15 protein-coding genes are annotated in these 15,765 nt (G+C 69.4%); 4 read left to right on the plus strand and 11 right to left on the minus strand.

What is annotated here, in order from left to right:
* Positions 1-17: 17 nt before the first annotated feature.
* Positions 18-347, minus strand: coding sequence for a CU044_2847 family protein (locus tag O7608_RS04650; RefSeq protein ID WP_289208797.1), 330 nt, complete (start codon positions 345-347; stop codon positions 18-20).
* 154 nt (positions 348-501) lie between these two features.
* On the opposite strand from O7608_RS04650, the gene O7608_RS04655 reads away from it, so the two are divergent.
* Both O7608_RS04655 and O7608_RS04660 read left to right on the plus strand, forming a co-directional pair.
* Complete coding sequence (locus tag O7608_RS04655; RefSeq protein WP_289208798.1) at positions 502-1,413, plus strand: hypothetical protein; 912 nt, start codon at positions 502-504, stop codon at positions 1,411-1,413.
* Entirely contained in the window at positions 1,410-4,736 is a 3,327-nt protein-coding gene (locus O7608_RS04660; RefSeq protein WP_289208799.1) for an ATP-binding protein, read from the plus strand. Before O7608_RS04655 ends, O7608_RS04660 begins: the two co-directional genes overlap by 4 nt.
* A 152-nt stretch (positions 4,737-4,888) precedes the next feature.
* Here the strand turns inward: O7608_RS04660 and O7608_RS04665 are convergent, their stop codons facing one another.
* From O7608_RS04665 to O7608_RS04705, 9 genes are all read right to left on the minus strand, one after another.
* Positions 4,889-5,896: a trypsin-like serine peptidase gene (locus O7608_RS04665; protein WP_289208800.1), complete on the minus strand. Its 1,008-nt coding sequence runs from the start codon at positions 5,894-5,896 to the stop codon at positions 4,889-4,891.
* Between the two features lie 349 nt (positions 5,897-6,245).
* Positions 6,246-6,746 (minus strand): VOC family protein, encoded by a 501-nt coding sequence (locus tag O7608_RS04670; RefSeq protein WP_289208801.1) that lies wholly within the window; start codon positions 6,744-6,746, stop codon positions 6,246-6,248.
* 28 nt (positions 6,747-6,774) lie between these two features.
* Positions 6,775-7,179, minus strand: a complete 405-nt coding sequence (locus O7608_RS04675; RefSeq protein WP_289208802.1) for a YfbO family protein — start codon at positions 7,177-7,179, stop codon at positions 6,775-6,777.
* A 48-nt stretch (positions 7,180-7,227) separates the two neighbouring features.
* The gene (locus O7608_RS04680) at positions 7,228-7,641 is read right to left on the minus strand and encodes an HPF/RaiA family ribosome-associated protein (RefSeq protein WP_289208803.1); all 414 of its coding nucleotides are present in this window, start codon (positions 7,639-7,641) and stop codon (positions 7,228-7,230) included.
* A gap of 226 nt (positions 7,642-7,867) precedes the next feature.
* Positions 7,868-8,701, minus strand: coding sequence for a hypothetical protein (locus O7608_RS04685; RefSeq protein WP_289208804.1), 834 nt, complete (start codon positions 8,699-8,701; stop codon positions 7,868-7,870).
* The gene (locus O7608_RS04690; RefSeq protein ID WP_289208805.1) at positions 8,698-9,231 is read right to left on the minus strand and encodes a hypothetical protein; all 534 of its coding nucleotides are present in this window, start codon (positions 9,229-9,231) and stop codon (positions 8,698-8,700) included. The genes O7608_RS04685 and O7608_RS04690 overlap by 4 nt, the downstream gene beginning before the upstream one ends.
* A 36-nt stretch (positions 9,232-9,267) precedes the next feature.
* Entirely contained in the window at positions 9,268-9,882 is a 615-nt protein-coding gene (locus O7608_RS04695) for a hypothetical protein (RefSeq protein WP_289208806.1), read from the minus strand.
* A gap of 16 nt (positions 9,883-9,898) precedes the next feature.
* Positions 9,899-11,104 carry a hypothetical protein gene (locus O7608_RS04700; protein ID WP_289208807.1) on the minus strand — a complete coding sequence of 402 codons (1,206 nt, stop codon included), beginning with the start codon at positions 11,102-11,104 and terminating at the stop codon, positions 9,899-9,901.
* Positions 11,104-11,607: a hypothetical protein gene (locus tag O7608_RS04705; RefSeq protein ID WP_289208808.1), complete on the minus strand. Its 504-nt coding sequence runs from the start codon at positions 11,605-11,607 to the stop codon at positions 11,104-11,106. Before O7608_RS04705 ends, O7608_RS04700 begins: the two co-directional genes overlap by 1 nt.
* A gap of 225 nt (positions 11,608-11,832) precedes the next feature.
* Between O7608_RS04705 and O7608_RS04710 the strand changes: the two genes are divergently transcribed.
* A complete protein-coding gene (locus O7608_RS04710) occupies positions 11,833-13,272 on the plus strand; it encodes an acyl-CoA synthetase (protein WP_289210778.1) in 1,440 nt (479 codons plus the stop codon).
* 273 nt (positions 13,273-13,545) lie between these two features.
* Complete coding sequence (locus O7608_RS04715) at positions 13,546-14,871, plus strand: hypothetical protein (RefSeq protein WP_289208809.1); 1,326 nt, start codon at positions 13,546-13,548, stop codon at positions 14,869-14,871.
* A gap of 126 nt (positions 14,872-14,997) precedes the next feature.
* Here O7608_RS04715 and O7608_RS04720 read toward each other — a convergent pair whose 3' ends face one another.
* The gene (locus O7608_RS04720) at positions 14,998-15,570 is read right to left on the minus strand and encodes a hypothetical protein (protein WP_289208810.1); all 573 of its coding nucleotides are present in this window, start codon (positions 15,568-15,570) and stop codon (positions 14,998-15,000) included.
* Positions 15,571-15,765 lie beyond the last annotated feature (195 nt).

Raw genomic sequence — 15,765 nt, forward strand, 5'->3', positions numbered from 1 at the left:
CAGCCGATCCGTCCCGGTCAGCGCCGCATCGTGGTGCCGGCGTCCGGCGGCCCACCCGGATACCAGCTGAGGGTGACTTCGAAATTCCCTTCAGCCGCTGCCTTGGCGACCACCCAGTTGGTCGTGCCGGTCGCCTTGATGCCGAACTTCACCTCGACGGCATCCGGAGAGACAGCTTTGACCTGGTCCAACAACACGCTGGCGGCGGCGATGGCAGGTGCGGCGGACTCCCGTACCCAGCCAACGACGTCGCCGACCCCGGCCGGCTGAAAACCCACCGGCGGATCGATCTCGACCATCGCTACCGTCTTGTCGTCGACCTGGTAGCGGACCACTTCGGACTGCACCGCACACCTCCGCTGCCCGACAGAAACGGGCATAAGTCCGCAGCCCGCGCTTTGCGGGCCGCCACCCGGGTTGCACCGACCAGCCATGCTGCCTCTCACCGACGAGATTTGGCAACGGTTCTATTCATGATCACTTTCCGGCCACTGCGAACAGGTGTTTCAGGCGACCTCCTGCCCTGCGACATTGAAGATCCACTCATGGCGGAGTGTCAGCTATCTGCACCGGCCGGACGGACCTTGCGCCGGTCCGGCGGTATCGGCAGAATCGGCCAGTGCCCAGGCCACCCCCGGCCCGACACCTCATCTTCCCGGCCACCCCGAGCTATTGATCATCGCCATGTCGATGCGACCGCTCACGCCCCTTGAGGAGCACCGCATGTCGGAGAAGGAACTCACCCTCGTCGAGCGGTGCGTACTCATCAACCTGATGGTCAAGGCCGCTCCGCTGCAGCAGAGCTACCTCATCAACGTCGCGGGCGTCACCGGGCTCAAGGCGACCCATCGCCGCGCCCTGGAAGCCCTTGGGCTGATCGAGGTGACGGAGAAGCCGATCACCCTGCACCTGACCGACAGCGGGTGGGAGGCGGCCAAGGCGGAGTTGAGCAAGGACGAGCCACCGAAGGGTGCCGGTACCGCCGGTGCGACGCTCTACACGGTGCTCGACTTCGTTCGCCGGCTGATCGACCACTCGGGCGTACGAGCGGACGACCTGTTCCGGATGCAGTTCAAGCCCAACGAGATCGCCTCCACCATCGACCCGGCAGAGCCGGTCGCGTCTCCGGCCAGCGGCAGCGAAGCGAGCCAGGTCGACGTGGCCACGCGGATCCGGCGGGCGTACCACGAGCTTGTCGACCAGCCCGGCGACTACGTCATGCTGGCCGCGCTGCGGGCCGCGCTCGCCGATCTGCCGGGCGATGATCTCGACGCCGCGCTGATCAAGCTCAACCAGGACCCCGACGTTGACCTGATCCCGGAATCCAACCAGAAGTCACTCACGCCACAGAACCGTGCTGCAGCAGTAAGCATCGGCAACCAGGACAAGCACCTCATCGCCATCTCGTCATGATCACGGAACAGGAACGGCGCGCCCTCGCCGCGCTCCGGTTCAACTGGGCGCCCACCCCGGACGATGTCTGGAAGCCAGCCCCGTTTCACGTCGACGGGCTGCACCACGAAATCGTCCAGCTGGTGATGGAGAGCTTTGCCGAAGCCCACCACACGATCGACTCCAGCCCGGTGGGACTGGCGATCCTGGGGCAGCGCGGCACCGGCAAGACGCACCTGCTCGGCGAGGTGCGCCACCGCGTGCAAGGAGCCGGAGGCTTCTTTTTCCTGGTAAGCCTGCTGGAGGCTAGCGCCTTCTGGCGCAGCGCGGCGCTGTCGATGATAGATGGTTTTGCTCGGCCGCTGCCCGACGGTACGACCCAGGTACGCGGCTTCCTTCTCCGGCTGGCAGACAAGATCAAGGCGCCGAGAGCCGTCCGCCGGGCCATCACCGGCGATAGTGAACTCACCCGGCATGCCCTTGACGCCTTCGTCGATCAGATTCGCAAGGCCGACCGTCATATCGGCACTGAGTGCCAGGACACGGCACGGGCGCTGGTCCTGTTCGGCTCAGACATCGGCACTGCGCAGGATGTCGGCCACGACTTCCTCTGCTCGAACGACGAGGAGGAAGTCGGCGCTCGGACCGACTGGGGTATGCGGCGCCACCGGCGGGCGCCACAGGAAGTGGTTCGCGACACGTCCCGACTGTTGGCGATGGTTGGTCCGACAGTCGTCGCGGTCGATCAGATCGATCTGCTCGTCGCGCAGTCGGTCAAGTCGACCAGCCTCGAGACCCGTGGTGAGGTCGACTGGCAGGCTTCGCTGCTCTTGGAGCAGGCGGCAACCGGGTTGATGTCACTACGGGAAACAATGCGTCGCTCACTGTCAATTGTCTCCTGCCTGCCGCACACCTGGCAGAGCATCAAGGAGCAGGCCACCGACACCGTGCAGGACCGGTTCCGGGAGGCGGTGCGGCTCAAGGAGATCCCGTCGCCGGAGATCGGCCGAGAGTTGGTGGAGAAGCGGTTCGGCCTGGTCTTCGACGAGCTGGGCTTCACCCCGCCGTACCCGACGTGGCCGATTCATCCGTCCGCCTTCACTGAGGTCGTCCAGTTCACGCCGCGCGAACTGCTCCGTCGGATCGACACCCACGTGCGCTCCTGTCTGGCCGACGGGCAGGTGCGCGAGCTTACCCATCTGCTGCATGCGCGGTCCGGAGACAACGGCCCGGCCAAGAGGTCCGATGCCGTTCCCACACCCGATCGGTCCGACAAGTCCGAGGTGCGGGACGACACGCAGCCGGTGCCGGCCGAGTCCGACGAGCTCGCCAAGATCGACATCAGCTACGCCGAGTTGATCGAGTCAGCCGAGACCGTGAGCGCGGTGCAGCAGTCCAGCGAGGACCTGAGGGTGCCGGCGCTGCTACAGGCCGGGTTGACCGCGTGGATCGCCGCCCAGGGCGGATCGGCCGATGAGTTCAGCCTCGACCCGCTACCGTTCAGCGGCAAACCGGCCCTGCACGCCCGGTTGCGGCGGACGCTCGACGAGGAGACCGAGGACGAAGAGCACTGGTCGTTCCGGGCCGTCTGCGCCCCGCACCACATCGCGGCGCTCAACCGGATCCGCAACGCCATGACCACCGCCGGGTTGACCGAAGGGGTCACCAAGCGGCGACTCTTCCTGCTCCGCAGCGCGGGCTGGTCCGCCGGTGCACGTACCCGGGAACTGCTCGACGCGTTCACCAGAGCCGGCGGGCGGACGCTTCCCTTCCCCACTGCGGACATCAGGCGCCTTGCCGCCCTGGAACAGCTGATCCAGCAGTACGGATTGGAACGACTACGGCCTTGGTTCGCCTCCCGGCAGCCGGCCTCCACCGTCGCTTTCCTGCGCGACGCGCTCGATGGCGGTGCCGACGCCAACAGGGAAAGCCATGCCGACAGTCACGACACGACGGCACCAACCGAGCCCGATCCGGCCATGCAACCGGTCGGCCCGCCGGTGCGGGCGGTCGGTCGGGCCTCCGTATCGGTGCGGCCGGCGGTTAGCGAGAACTCGTCCACTGGTCGCGGGGGGCCCGCCGAGAAGCCGGCGACGCTGGCCGGGATCGACCCGCCCCAGTTGACGATCGGGTCCGTCGCCGGCCGGGCGGACCCGGTCAAGATGGACTTGGAGTCGATGCGTCGGCATACGGTGATATTCGCTGGCTCGGGATCCGGCAAGACGGTGCTGATCCGCCGGCTTGTCGAGGAGTGCGCGCTGCGGGGCGTGTCCGCGATCGTGCTTGACCCGAACAACGACCTCGCCCGGCTTGGCGATGCCTGGCCGGAGCCGCCGACCGGCTGGGGTCCGGAGGATCCCGATCGGGCTGCTGCCTACCTCGCCGGCACCGATGTGGTCGTCTGGACGCCGGGGCGTCGTGCTGGTCGCCCGCTGAGTTTTCAACCGTTGCCGAACTTCGGTGACGTGCTCGACGACCCCGACGGGTTCCGCGCCGCCGTCGACTCAGCCGTCGCCACGCTCGCGCCACATGCCCGGGTCGACGGCGGCACCGACAAGGCGAGGCTGGGGCGAGCCGTGCTGCGCGAGGCACTGATTGGTTACGCCCGCAACGGTGGCAGCGACCTGCAGGCGTTCACCGATCTGTTGAACGACCTACCGGACGGGGTCAGCCAGCTCGACAGCGCACCGAAGCTGGCAGCAGGCATGGCGCAACTACTCAAGGCAGCGTTGATCGATGATCCGCTGTTCGGCGGTGACGGCACTCCCGTCGACCCGGGCACCTTACTCACGCCGCCGCCGGGGCGACACGCCCGCATCTCGGTGATCAGCTTCGTCGGACTGCCACACGACCACCAGCGCCAGAGCTTCGTCAACCAGTTGCAGCTCGCCCTGTTCACGTGGATCAAGCGAAATCCGGCCGGCGACCGACCACTCGGCGGACTGTTCGTGATGGATGAGGCCCAGACCCTCGCTCCATCCGGCTCGGTCACAGCCTGCACCCAGAGCACCCTCGCGTTGACGTCGCAGGCCCGTAAGTACGGGCTCGGTCTGGTCTTCGCGACCCAGGCCCCGAAGGCGCTGCACAATCAGATCCCCGGCAACGCTGCCACCCAGTTCTTCGGCCTGTTGACCGCACCGGTGCAGATCGAGGCGGCCCGAGACGTCGCGCGGGCCAAGGGTGCCGACATCCCTGACGTCGGCAAGATGGCTACCGGACAGTTCTACGCAGCGGTGGAGGGCGCGCGGTTCGTCAAGCTACAGGCACCGATGTGCCTGAGCCACCACCCACGCAGCCCGTTGACGACCGAGGAGGTCGTGCAACGGGCCGCTGTCCACCGGTGACCATATCGGTGACGATGACATTGGTTCGCGGCGCGAGACAGGTCACGCCAATCAGCGAATTGGCAGCCACCGACGGACTCACGGCGGAGGTAGCCCCGGCCATATCGGCCGAGGCTACCTTTGGACGGGACGGATCAGGTGGACGGGACGGATCAGGCCGGAGAGATGCCTTCGGCGAAGTCGTACAGGCTCTTGATGTCGTTGTCGAAGTACGGGCCGTCGAATTGACCGTTGCCCGGGTTGTCACCGTGGCTGACCACGCTGTTGATGTACCCGTAGCCGGTCGTGTCGTTGTATTCCTGCAGCCAGGGTCCGCCGCTGGAACCGTACGTCATGTTGCAGTACATCCGGATCTGCTGGCCGCCGGGGTTCCACGTGGTGCCCTGGCAGTAGTACTGACTCTCGCCGCCACCCAGGTTGGACGGGTAACCGAGAGCGGTGACATAGACGCTGTAGCTGTAGTTCCAGCGCAGCCCGTGGCCGCCGACGGTGTCGACGACCTTGGCACCGTAGATGCCGCCGTTGTTCATGATGGCGATACCCATGTCCTCGGCGTAGCTGCCGCTGTTGATCCAGGCGGTACGGGTGTTGAGGCTGGACGCCACGAAGGTGCCGAACGGGCGCGAGCCGTTGCGGTAGCGCGGGACGAACTGCCAGTTGCTGTACCACTGTCCGCCGGGGCCCTGGTGGACGCAGTGCCCGGCGGTCATGACCAGCCGGCGCTTGCCGCTGGCGACCGTGCTGGCCGAGCAGGAGGCGGTGCCACCCGTGGGGGTGGTGAAGTAGACCTTGCCGACGGCGAGCGACTCGTTGACCATCAGTCCGACGTCACCGCGGCTGCCGAGGCTCGGAGCCAGCGGCGCCACCGCGCCCGCCGGCCCGTTGGGCTTGGCGTCGGCGATCGACGCTCCGGCGCCCTTCGCCGACCCGGCGAAGGTCATGTCGACCGCGGACGCCATCCGCTCCTCGGTCCAGAATTCGCTGACCTCCTTCGCGATCTTCGCGTTGGTGATCGCCCGTCCATCGAGAGTACGGGCGACGGTGGATGTGTTGCCGTTCACGTCGATCGGTGCGGGCTTCGCCTGAGCGGCGGGTGCGCCGGTCAGAACGAGGGTGAGCGACAGTCCGACCAATGCGGACCAACGCAGGGTTGATTTCAACAGGACCTCCCTTGTCCTTGGTGCCCGTCTGGGCCTTCCGCAGCATATTTATATGCCTCCATTGATCACAATGCCGAAAACCTTGACGGATCATGGACACATTCAGGGAGAAGCGCTTTCACCAGCGACTACACAATTGTCGATCACCACTCGTTGCCCACATTCGAATCGCGCTGACTTGAAGAAGTCAGAACATCGACATGATAAAAGCAGAATCGACAATGCGAATCACGTGAAACGTGATGGATGGCGGCGAGTTGCGCGCCCTGCGCCTACGTCGTACCGGTTTGGTCTGCGACGCCCCGACGACGGACCCGCCGGCTACGCGTCGACGACCGGGGCCCGCCGGCTACGCGTCGACCGGGCCGAGGGTGACCGTGCCGTCCGCCGCGACCTGCCAGCCCGGGTTGTACGCGACCTCCCAGACCGTGCCGTTCGGGTCGGCGAAGTGCCCGTGGTAGCCACCGAACGCCGCCTGCCGACCGGTCTTGCGGATCGTCCCACCGGCCGCCACCGCCTCGGTCAGCACCTGGTCGACCTCCGCCGGCGAGGCGACGTTGTACGCCAGGGTGAAGCCGGCCGGCGTCACCGCTGCCTCGACCCCCGCAGACGGCGCATCGACCGTCGGAGACGGCACAACCGGGACGTCGGCCGGCACCGTCGGATCCATGTCGCGGCCGAACGCCGTCGCCTCGAAGAAGCCGAGGATCATGCCGGGACCGATCTGAAAGAAGATGATCTCCCCTGGTACGTCGAGCGTCGGCCGCCAGCCCAGACCGTCCCGGTAGAAGCGACGGGCCGCGGCGAGATCGGCAGTGGCCACCGTGATGAAGTGCACCTGCTGCCGCACGCCGCGGCCTCCTTTCGCCTGCGCTTGCTCAGTCCCAGGTCACCGACCAGATCGTCATGCCGTCCGGCACCGCTGGGACGTCGACGTACTCGTCGACCAACCCGTCGATGATGCCACTGGACTCCAGCCCGTCCAGCCACGACTCGCAGGTCGCCTCGTCAGCGGAGGTGCAGATGGCGACCGCCTCGCCCAGCACCTCGTCGGTCTCGAGCGTCTCCGGATGCAGTTGCACCCGCACCCATGCCACGTCGTCGCGCTGCTCGATCTCCCGGAACCGTTCGGCCAGTTCCGCCAGCGGCGGACGGCCGTACTCCCACTGGTTGGGGGCGATCGCCCCCTCCTCGTCGTTGCCGTCGAAGAATTCCCCGATGGTCACCAGCGGCAGGGCGTCGTCGTCCCCGGACCGCCGCACCAGCTCTGCAATCGAGATCACGATGCGCAGTCTGCCACCGGCGTCCGGCCGCCCGCCGCCCCGGTTCGATCAGTCCGCGCGGTCCGCCACGGCGGCGGGGTCGAGCAGATCCGGGTCGAGCAGATCCGGACCGGTTTCCCGCAGGTGCCGGTTGTTGCGCGGCTCCTGTCGGGTCTTCGTGTCGTTGAGCCGCCGGCGCAGATCGTCGCGTACGTCGTGCAGCGCCGCCCGCAGGTCCTCCTCCGTCGACGTCGTGACGATCTTCGGCCAGCCGGCGATCCAGCACTCCAAGGTGACCTTCTGACCGCGCGACTCGCGGTCCTTCACCGACAGCTCCAGCTCGGTGCTGTCGGCCGGGAACGCCGCGAGCCGACTGTCGACGGCCGCGAACTCGCTGACGATCCATCCCCGGTCGCGCTGGCCGAAGCCCGCACCCAGACGCAGGCACACCTCGACGGTCGCCGGCTCGGTCGGGGTGCTCATCGGCGCGCTCATCGGCCTGCCCCCGACCGGGTGCCGGCGCTCGCGCGGAGTGGAGTGTGGTTCGGCATCACGTGACCCTTCGTCCGGACGGTGCCGACGATGCGCCGACGCCCGTCGTGGTTCGTCGTGGGTCAGCTCCATACCCGGCCCGGTGCCGGTGGGAAACCCTGGGCCGCCGAGCATTCGCGTCGTCAGCCGTACGGCCGCCTGCCGCGCCGTCGGCCGGTCAGCCGTACGGCATGCCGAGCTGTTGTCGGACGGCCGCCAGCTGGGCGTTGGCGTCCGCGACGACGTCGCCGGCCTCGGCCCTGGCCGCTGCCAACCCTTCGTGGTCGTCGCCGAACCGCTGCGGCGCCTGGGCCATCACCTCGTGCACCAGCTGGACGCCCCGGTCGACGTGCCCCACGATCAGGTAGAGCCGAGCCAGGTACAACGCCTCGAACGTCAACCGGGGGTCGTCCCAGCCCGGCCGGCGTCGGGCGCGGCGCAGCAGCTGCTGCTGCTTCTCGACCGCCTCGAACCCCAGCCCGCGGCGGACCAGCTGCTCCGCCCGCTGGCCCAGCACCCGCAGATCGTGTTCGACGTCGCGGGGTGCGGCGACGGCGGCACCGACCACCAGCACCGCGGCGAGGATCGCGACGTACACCCCGACGCCCGGGCCGATGTCCAGGGTGGCCCCGTCCGGCCCGGCCACGTCACCGATCTCCGCCTGGTTCAGCATCGCCCAGCTGAGCGCCAGGAGCCCGGCACCGGCCAGGGTCACCTGTTGCCAACGCCGGGCCCGACCCAGCGCGTACCAGACGGCGAGGGCCACGGCGACGGCACCGGCCAGCAGGGTCACGAACGCGTCCCCGCCGGCCAGGCCCGCGCGCGAGCCGAGCGCCGACCCGGTCCCGGTCGCGGCGGCGCCGTACGTCACCGCGTCGGCGTCGGGACCGCCGACCCACGGCAGCACCGAGCCGAGCAGCAGCAACAGCCCACCGGCTGCGGCCAGCCCGGCGGTGAGCAGGCCGCGCAGCGACGTCCGGAGCCGGGAGACCAACTGCAGCAGTACGGTCACGACGGCAACCTCACCAGGTCGGCGGTGGCGGTGAGCTCGGTGACGTAGCAGACCACCGGCACCAGCAGCAGGGCCGCCGGCATCAGGATCAGCCGGGCGGGCAACCGCAGCGCGGTCGGCTGCAGCCGGGCGGCGAGCACCGCCAGGCTGCCCGGCACCAGGAGCAGCAACGTCACCAGCGACAGCAGATAGCGGGCCGGACTGTCGCCCGGGGCCGGAAACAGCGGTGCCAGCACCGACTCCGTGGCCAGCCAGGCCGTACCCCGGGTCAGCCCGGACAGCACGGCACCCAGGACGACCACCGGCAGCACCAGCAGCAGCAGGTTCCACAGCCAGCCGGTACCGACACCGGCGGCCGGTCCCCGGCCCGGTCGCCGGACGGGGACGGGGACGGGGTCGGCCTCCCGTTCCCGCAGCTGGCGTTCCTGCTCGCGCCGGTAGGTCTCCTGCTCGGCGCCGCTCACCCCACCCCACCGGGCGCTGCTCAGCTCGGCATCACTCAACGACTGCAGCGGCTTGTCCGGATCCACCGGGTCCCACCTCCATCCGGTCAGGACGTCGTGTCGTCACATGCTTGCGCGGCGGGTGGCGCGTTGGCGCAGCACCACCGTCATGAGGCACACCAGCAGGCCGGCCACCGAGGTGAGCAGGCCGCCGGCGAAGACCCGGCCGTCGGCAGCCGTCGGCAGCGGACCGACCGCCAGCCCGGCGACACCGGGACCGGTGTACGCCTCAGCGTCGACGAGCGTGATCTGGTACTCGCCGGGGGTCAGGATCATCTCCCCGACGCCCCAGCCCTGCAGTTGCGCCGACTCGGTGGTCACCCGGTGGTCGTTGCCGAAGGTCGGCCCGACCGGCACCGGATCACCGTCGGGTCCGGTCACCCGGACGTCGACCAGCCGGACCTGCGCCGAGTCGAGCAGCCGCCGTACGGTCTCCGGACGCTCACCGCCGACGGTGGTCTCCAGCCAGACGCCGTACCCGCCGGCTTCGGTGACCTGCACGACGACCGGTTCGGCGAGGGCGGCACGCTGCAGCGTCTCGGCGGCGGCGGCGCGCTGCGACTGCAGGGTGTAGCCGTACCCGAACAGGCCGACGAAGCCCGCCACCCACAGTCCCAGCCCGACGACGTACCACCAGCGGGACGGACCGAGCCGGAGAAAGTAGCCGCGCGGGTTCACCGCGGTGCCCCGTCGGTCACGGCTGCCACCCGATGATGTGGTCGCCGACCCGGCCGGCGCCCGGGGCCACCTGGGCGAGGGGTGCCGGCTCGCCGCCGTCGATCGGCAGCAGGCTGAACTGGGTCACGTAGAGGTCGTCGACCACGCCACTGGCCAGCAGCACCTGGGTCGCGTCGGGGCTCAACGCGGCCTGCCGGATCGCCGGGCGCCGAGGCCCGTCGGAGTCGGTGATCAACGCCTGCTCGGTCAACGCCGACCCGGCGATCGTCAGGGCGTAGACCTGGTCCTGGGCGTACGCCAGCAGCGTCTGCTCGTCGACCCAGCTGACCAGCGTGTAACCGGGCGAGGCGAAGCGGGGCGCGTCGGAGATCTGGTACGGGTCACCGATCTGGGCGCCGGCACCGGCCAGGACGTACTTGGCACCGACCGTCCCGGTGTCGTCGACGACCATCACCTTGCCGTCGTCGTACGTCGGCACCGCGACGGCGGAGTCCGGGAAGTAGAACGGTTGGCCGACGACGGTCCTGGGCAGCTTCTCCTGGGTCGCCGCCTCGTGCCGGCGGTCCTGCCCGTCGAGGCCCACCGACATGAGCCGCCGCTGCCGGTCCTGATACTGCCAGTACCAGAGCCGGGCGGTCGCGTGGTGCACGGCGGGGTGGGACTGGACCGCCTTGTCCGGGTCGGTCGCGCCGTATCCGGACAGGTCGGTGAAGGTGCCGTCGATGGCGAGCAGCCCCACCCGGGTGGTGAAGCCGATCGGCTCGGCCGCTTCCTTGCGGATCACGACCAGCTGCCGGTAGTCCGGAGTGAAGTCCTCCCGTCGGAGCTGGCTGCTCGCCACGTCCTGGACCGGGTTGTCGGCGTACACCTTGGGGGTGAAGCGCCAGTTCTCGGTCACCGTGCCGTCGTCACCGACACTGTAGAGGACGAACTCCTCCTCGGTGAGGGTCTGCACCACGATCGCGCCGGGCGCGACGGTGTCGCGGGCCGCAGCCCCGCCGCCCTCGGTGAACGACACCGGCTCCGGGTCGGCGGACGGGCTCGTGACGGCCGCTGCCGACGGATCCGCCCCGTCCGACGCTTCGGACGCGGCGGTGACCGGGGCCGCCTCGTCGGTCGGGTCGCCGCCGCAGCCGGTGACCAGGAGCAACGCGCCGACGGCGAACAGGGCCGCCGCTTGGAAGGATCGGGTCGGGCCGGTGGATCGGGTCGGGCCACCCATCAGCAGACCCGGCCGCCATCGTCCTGACCGGACGGGCTGTCGTTCACCAGATCCAGGGCGGTCGTCGGTTCGGGATTCGGTACGTCCTCGCGCCCTTCTGGAGTGACCGGTCCAGCGTTTCCCATGGCGTGCGAAACGTAGAAGTCGTCGCCGTCCCATTCGAGCCACAGGTAGCACCTGGTGAACGCCATGTCGGCCTGGACCTTCCACTGGCCGTCCACGTCCACCGGCTCACCGAGCCCGGCGTACCCGGCGTCGGTCAGCGCCTGCAGGAACTCGTCCCGCTCGGCCTCACTGTTGGCGCCACCTGCTCCGATGATGCCGCAGCCGGCGATCGGAACAGCAAGGACAAATGACGCCAGCGCGTACGCTATCTTTCTTTTCTGCATTTTATCGAGATCCCCACCGAACGGTTGGCGTGCGTCGCGGTACGTTTCCTTGGTCGCCGGAACGTCACCGTATCCCGCCCCCGCAAGACCACTCGACCGGCCAGTGATCCACATCACACAGAGTGTCCACGAACGGACCAATTGGGGCTGGAAAACAAGTCGGGAATCGGCGATAGGACGTCGAGTCCGATCGGCTGATCGGTCGGCACACCGACGGCGGGCCAGACCCGCCTGCCTCCTGTCGGAGTTGCCGGCGGAACGAACGGCCGATCGACACCGCCGGTCCGGCACCATTGATCCTTGACCCCGCACCGGAGCGACCACGTGGAGGGCCGGTCAGTGCTGCTGAGCAATCTGGGGTCGGTCGACGTACCGGCCGCCGTCACCGTCGACGGACGGGCCCTGACCAGCGGAGAGCTGCTCGAGGCCGCTGGCGCGGTCGCCCGCGACGTCGCCGACGCCAGCGTGGTCGCCATCCGGGCGACCGCCAGCCCGGAAACGGTCGTGGCGGTCACCGGATGCCTGCTCGCCGGCGTCCCGCTGGTCCCCGTACCGCCCGACGCCGGCCCGGTCGAACGCGACCACATCCTGCGCGACTGCGCGGCCGACCTGCTCCTCGACCCTGGCGCCGGAGCGCGCTCCGCCGTCGGGGTCGGCCCCCGCAGCCCAGGACCGCGCTCCGGCTCCGACGGCGGACCACCGGTCGTGCCGGTCGTGCTCAGCCGTCGCGCCGACCCGCCGCCCGGGGCGGTGACCCCCGAACGGACCGCGCTGATCCTCTACACCAGCGGCACCACCGGAGCGCCCAAGGGCGTCCCGGCCACCCATGCTGCCATCGCCGCCGGCCTCGACGCCCTCGCCGAGGCATGGGCATGGAGCCCGGACGACGTCCTGGTCCACGGGCTCCCCCTGTTCCACGTGCACGGCCTGGTGCTCGGCGTCATCGGCGCGCTGCGCACCGGAAGCCGACTGGTCCACACCGGGCGACCCACGCCGCAGGGGTACGCGGCTGCCGGCGGCAGCCTCTACTTCGCGGTACCGACCGTCTGGTCCCGGGTCTGTGCCGATCCGACCGCCGCCCGTGCGCTGCGCGACGCCCGGCTACTCGTCTCCGGCAGTGCGGCGCTGCCGGTGCCGGTCTTCGCGGAACTGACCCGGCTCACCGGGCATCAGCCGGTCGAGCGGTACGGCATGACCGAGACATTGATCACAGTCAGCAGTCGGGTGGCCGATGACCGTCGACCAGGTTGGGTCGGTACGCCGCTGACCGGCGTACGGACCCGGCTGGCCGGCGAGGCCGGCGAACTCCTGCCGCACGACGGCGAGTCCGTCGGCGAACTGCAGGTGCGCGGACCGATGGTGTTCGGCGGCTACCTGGGACGGGCCGGTCGGGACGACTTCACCCCGGACGGCTGGTTCCGCACCGGCGACGTGGCGCGGATCGGCCCCGACGGCTGGCACCAGATCGTCGGCCGCGCCTCCACCGACCTGATCAAGAGCGGCGGCTACCGGATCGGTGCCGGCGAGGTGGAGAACGTCCTGCTGGCCCACCCCGCCGTACGCGAGGCTGCGGTCGTCGGCGCGCCCGACGCCGACCTCGGCCAACAGGTGGTCGCGTACGTCGTGGCCGACGGCGTACGGCCGCAGCAGCTCATCGATTTCGTCGCGACCGAACTCTCCGTTCACAAACGACCGCGCAAGGTGCACATCGTGGATCGACTTCCGCGCAACGCGATGGGTAAGGTGCAGAAGAAGGCGCTACTCGACGACAGTCGGTGACAGACAGTCACCGGCTGGTTGACCAGGGCGGTTGCGGCCCGACATCATCCGTTCGGCTGATGTCTGCGGTTCAATGTCGAGGTCATAAGTTTTCATTACCTTCGGCTCAAGAATCGATCATTTCTCGCTGGGAAGTTGATTCTTGATTGAACCGATCCCTAACGTATGCGTGAGGCCCGGCCGGCCACACTCACCGCCATCGGCGTCCCGCCGCACGGCCGCCGGCCAGCACAGCGACAATCACAGTACGGTGAGCGTTCGGAAGGTGTACACATGGGACGATCGGCTCACAGAAACGCCGCCACACCGCGCGCGGGCAGTCGGGTGCGCCGCGCCGTCATCGCGACCGCTACCCTCGGCGCGTTCGGGATCCTGATCGGCGTCAGTCAGATATCCAACGCCCAGACCGACCGTACGGCCACCACCCAGGTCAACGGTCTCGAGGTCATCGGCAACGGCTGTGAGAACAGCGCGTTGACGCCGCACACCGGGTTCCAGGAAGGCAGTCGCTGCGTCTCCACCGCCTTCGGTGAGGTCGGCGACGACGACCGTAACCCCACGCTGCTGATCACCGACGCCCCGCAGACGGTCGGCGTCGGCGAACCGTTCCAACTGCAGGTGAGCACCCGCAACCTGGTCCGCGACCGTTTCCTCCCCGCCGGCCAGGGCGGTTACTACATCGAATCGGCCCTGCTCACCGGCGAGGGCCTGACCCGCGGCCACTTCCACACCGCGTGCCGGATGCTGTCCAGCACCACCGAGGCGGTCGACCCCGCGCCGGTGCCGGCGTTCTTCGTCGCCACCGAGGACGGTGGCGGCGGGTCGGAGCCGGACGTGGTCACGATCCAGGTGCCGGGCCTGCCGCAGGAGGGCATCGCCCAGTGCGCGTCGTGGGCAGGCGACGGTTCCCACCGCATCCCCATGATGCAGCGGGCCAACCAGACGCCGGCCATCGACGCGGTCCGGATCCGGGTCCAGGCCGACGGTGCCGGAGAGCCCCCGGTCGAGGAACCTCCCGTGGAGGAGCCGCCGGTGGAGGAACCCCCGGTCGAGGAGCCGCCGGTGGAGGAGCCTCCTGTGGAGGAACCGCCCGCCAACGAGCCCCCGGTCGAGCCCCCGGTCGAGGAACCGGTCGAGGAAGAGCCGGTCGAGGAAGAGCCCGTCGAACAGGAGCCGGCGCCCGAGAGCCCGGCGGCGACGCCGTCGGCCCCGGCCAGTCCACAGGCTGAGGTCACCGAGTCTCCGGAACCCGCACGAGGCGACGCCGACCGCACCCCGGAGCCCACCGACCCGGCGACACCCGATCCCGAAACAGACGTCAAGGAAAAGGAAGAGGACGTCAAGGAAGAGGGCGAGCAGGATGTCGAGCCCAGCCCGTCGGCACCGGCGACCGGTGGCCTGAACGCCCCGGCCACCGACAACCTCGCCGACGTGACGGACGACGCGAACGAGGTCGACAGCCCCGAGGAGCTCGCGGACCGACTGGCCCTCACTGGCGCGAACACGATCAACATCATGGTGGGCGGTCTGGTGCTCGTCGCCGCTGGCGTCGGGCTCGTGTACCTCACCCAACGCCGCCGCGACCAGTACCGCCGCTGACGGCACCCGCCCCGCCGCACCAACGCCGCACCGCAACGCACCGCGCCGACCGGTCCCGAACCGGTCGGCGCGGTGCGTCGGAGCAACCCGATGCGTTCGGCGAAGCCGGTGCTGCGGCGTACCGGGTCAGGCGCTGAGCTGGACGGTGAGCTGGTAGTCGTCCAGGGTTCCGGTGAGGACGCTGCCCGCCGCCTGGTCGATCACCTGCCAGACCACTGTCACCACGTGATTGCCCTGGCCCACCCGCTTACATGCCTGGGTGGCGGTGGACTGGCCGACGTCCGTGGTGAACATCAGGTCGTTGTCCGGCGGCATCGGTGCCCCGTCGAGCAGGATCTGCACCTGAAGAAAGTCCACCGGAGTGGCGAAGGTGTTGGGTTGGCCGGTCAGCCGAGCCTCGGCATCGAACGTCACCAGGACCTGGGCGCTGTTGCCTGCCGGCACCACGAACGGGACCACCGCACCCGGCACCTGCACCGGGTTGACGGTCTCCCCGGTGGAGACCGGGCTGTCGTTGAGGCGCACCATGCTGGCGATCTGGGTACCGCCGTTGCAGGCCACGACCCCGCTGCCGTCGGCCGCATAGGCCAGGTCGTCGTCGACCAACTGCCGCGCGGTCGCGGGGGCCTGCCCGACCAGCACCGCACCGAGTGCGAGCAGCACCAGGCCCGGAACGATTGCGGTACGTAGCTTCTTCATGACTTTTCCCCTCTGGGTGAGCGCCGGACGTCGGCGCACGTCACAGTGCCGCCACGGGGTCAGGGTGAAGTCATGCCCCGGTCACGGGCACGGGCACGGGCCGCGCCGGGCGCGGCCAGGCCGGGCCGGGCCGGGCCGGGCCGGGCCGGGCCGGGCCGCGCACCATGACGCCACCGTGACGCGGCGGCGCACCCT

This window comes from Solwaraspora sp. WMMA2056, from assembly GCF_030345095.1.
Taxonomy (GTDB): Bacteria; Actinomycetota; Actinomycetes; order Mycobacteriales; family Micromonosporaceae; genus Micromonospora_E.

Bases quoted from the DNA above. Each gene is read 5' to 3' on its own strand.
- O7608_RS04660 (WP_289208799.1), top strand. From the start codon at position 1,410: ATGATCACGGAACAGGAACGGCGCGCCCTCGCCGCGCTCCGGTTCAAC.
- O7608_RS04680 (WP_289208803.1), bottom strand. From the start codon at position 7,641: ATGAGCACCCCGACCGAGCCGGCGACCGTCGAGGTGTGCCTGCGTCTG.
- O7608_RS04700 (WP_289208807.1), bottom strand. From the start codon at position 11,104: ATGGGTGGCCCGACCCGATCCACCGGCCCGACCCGATCCTTCCAAGCG.
- O7608_RS04705 (WP_289208808.1), bottom strand. From the start codon at position 11,607: ATGTGGATCACTGGCCGGTCGAGTGGTCTTGCGGGGGCGGGATACGGT.
- O7608_RS04715 (WP_289208809.1), top strand. From the start codon at position 13,546: ATGGGACGATCGGCTCACAGAAACGCCGCCACACCGCGCGCGGGCAGT.
- O7608_RS04720 (WP_289208810.1), bottom strand. From the start codon at position 15,570: ATGAAGAAGCTACGTACCGCAATCGTTCCGGGCCTGGTGCTGCTCGCA.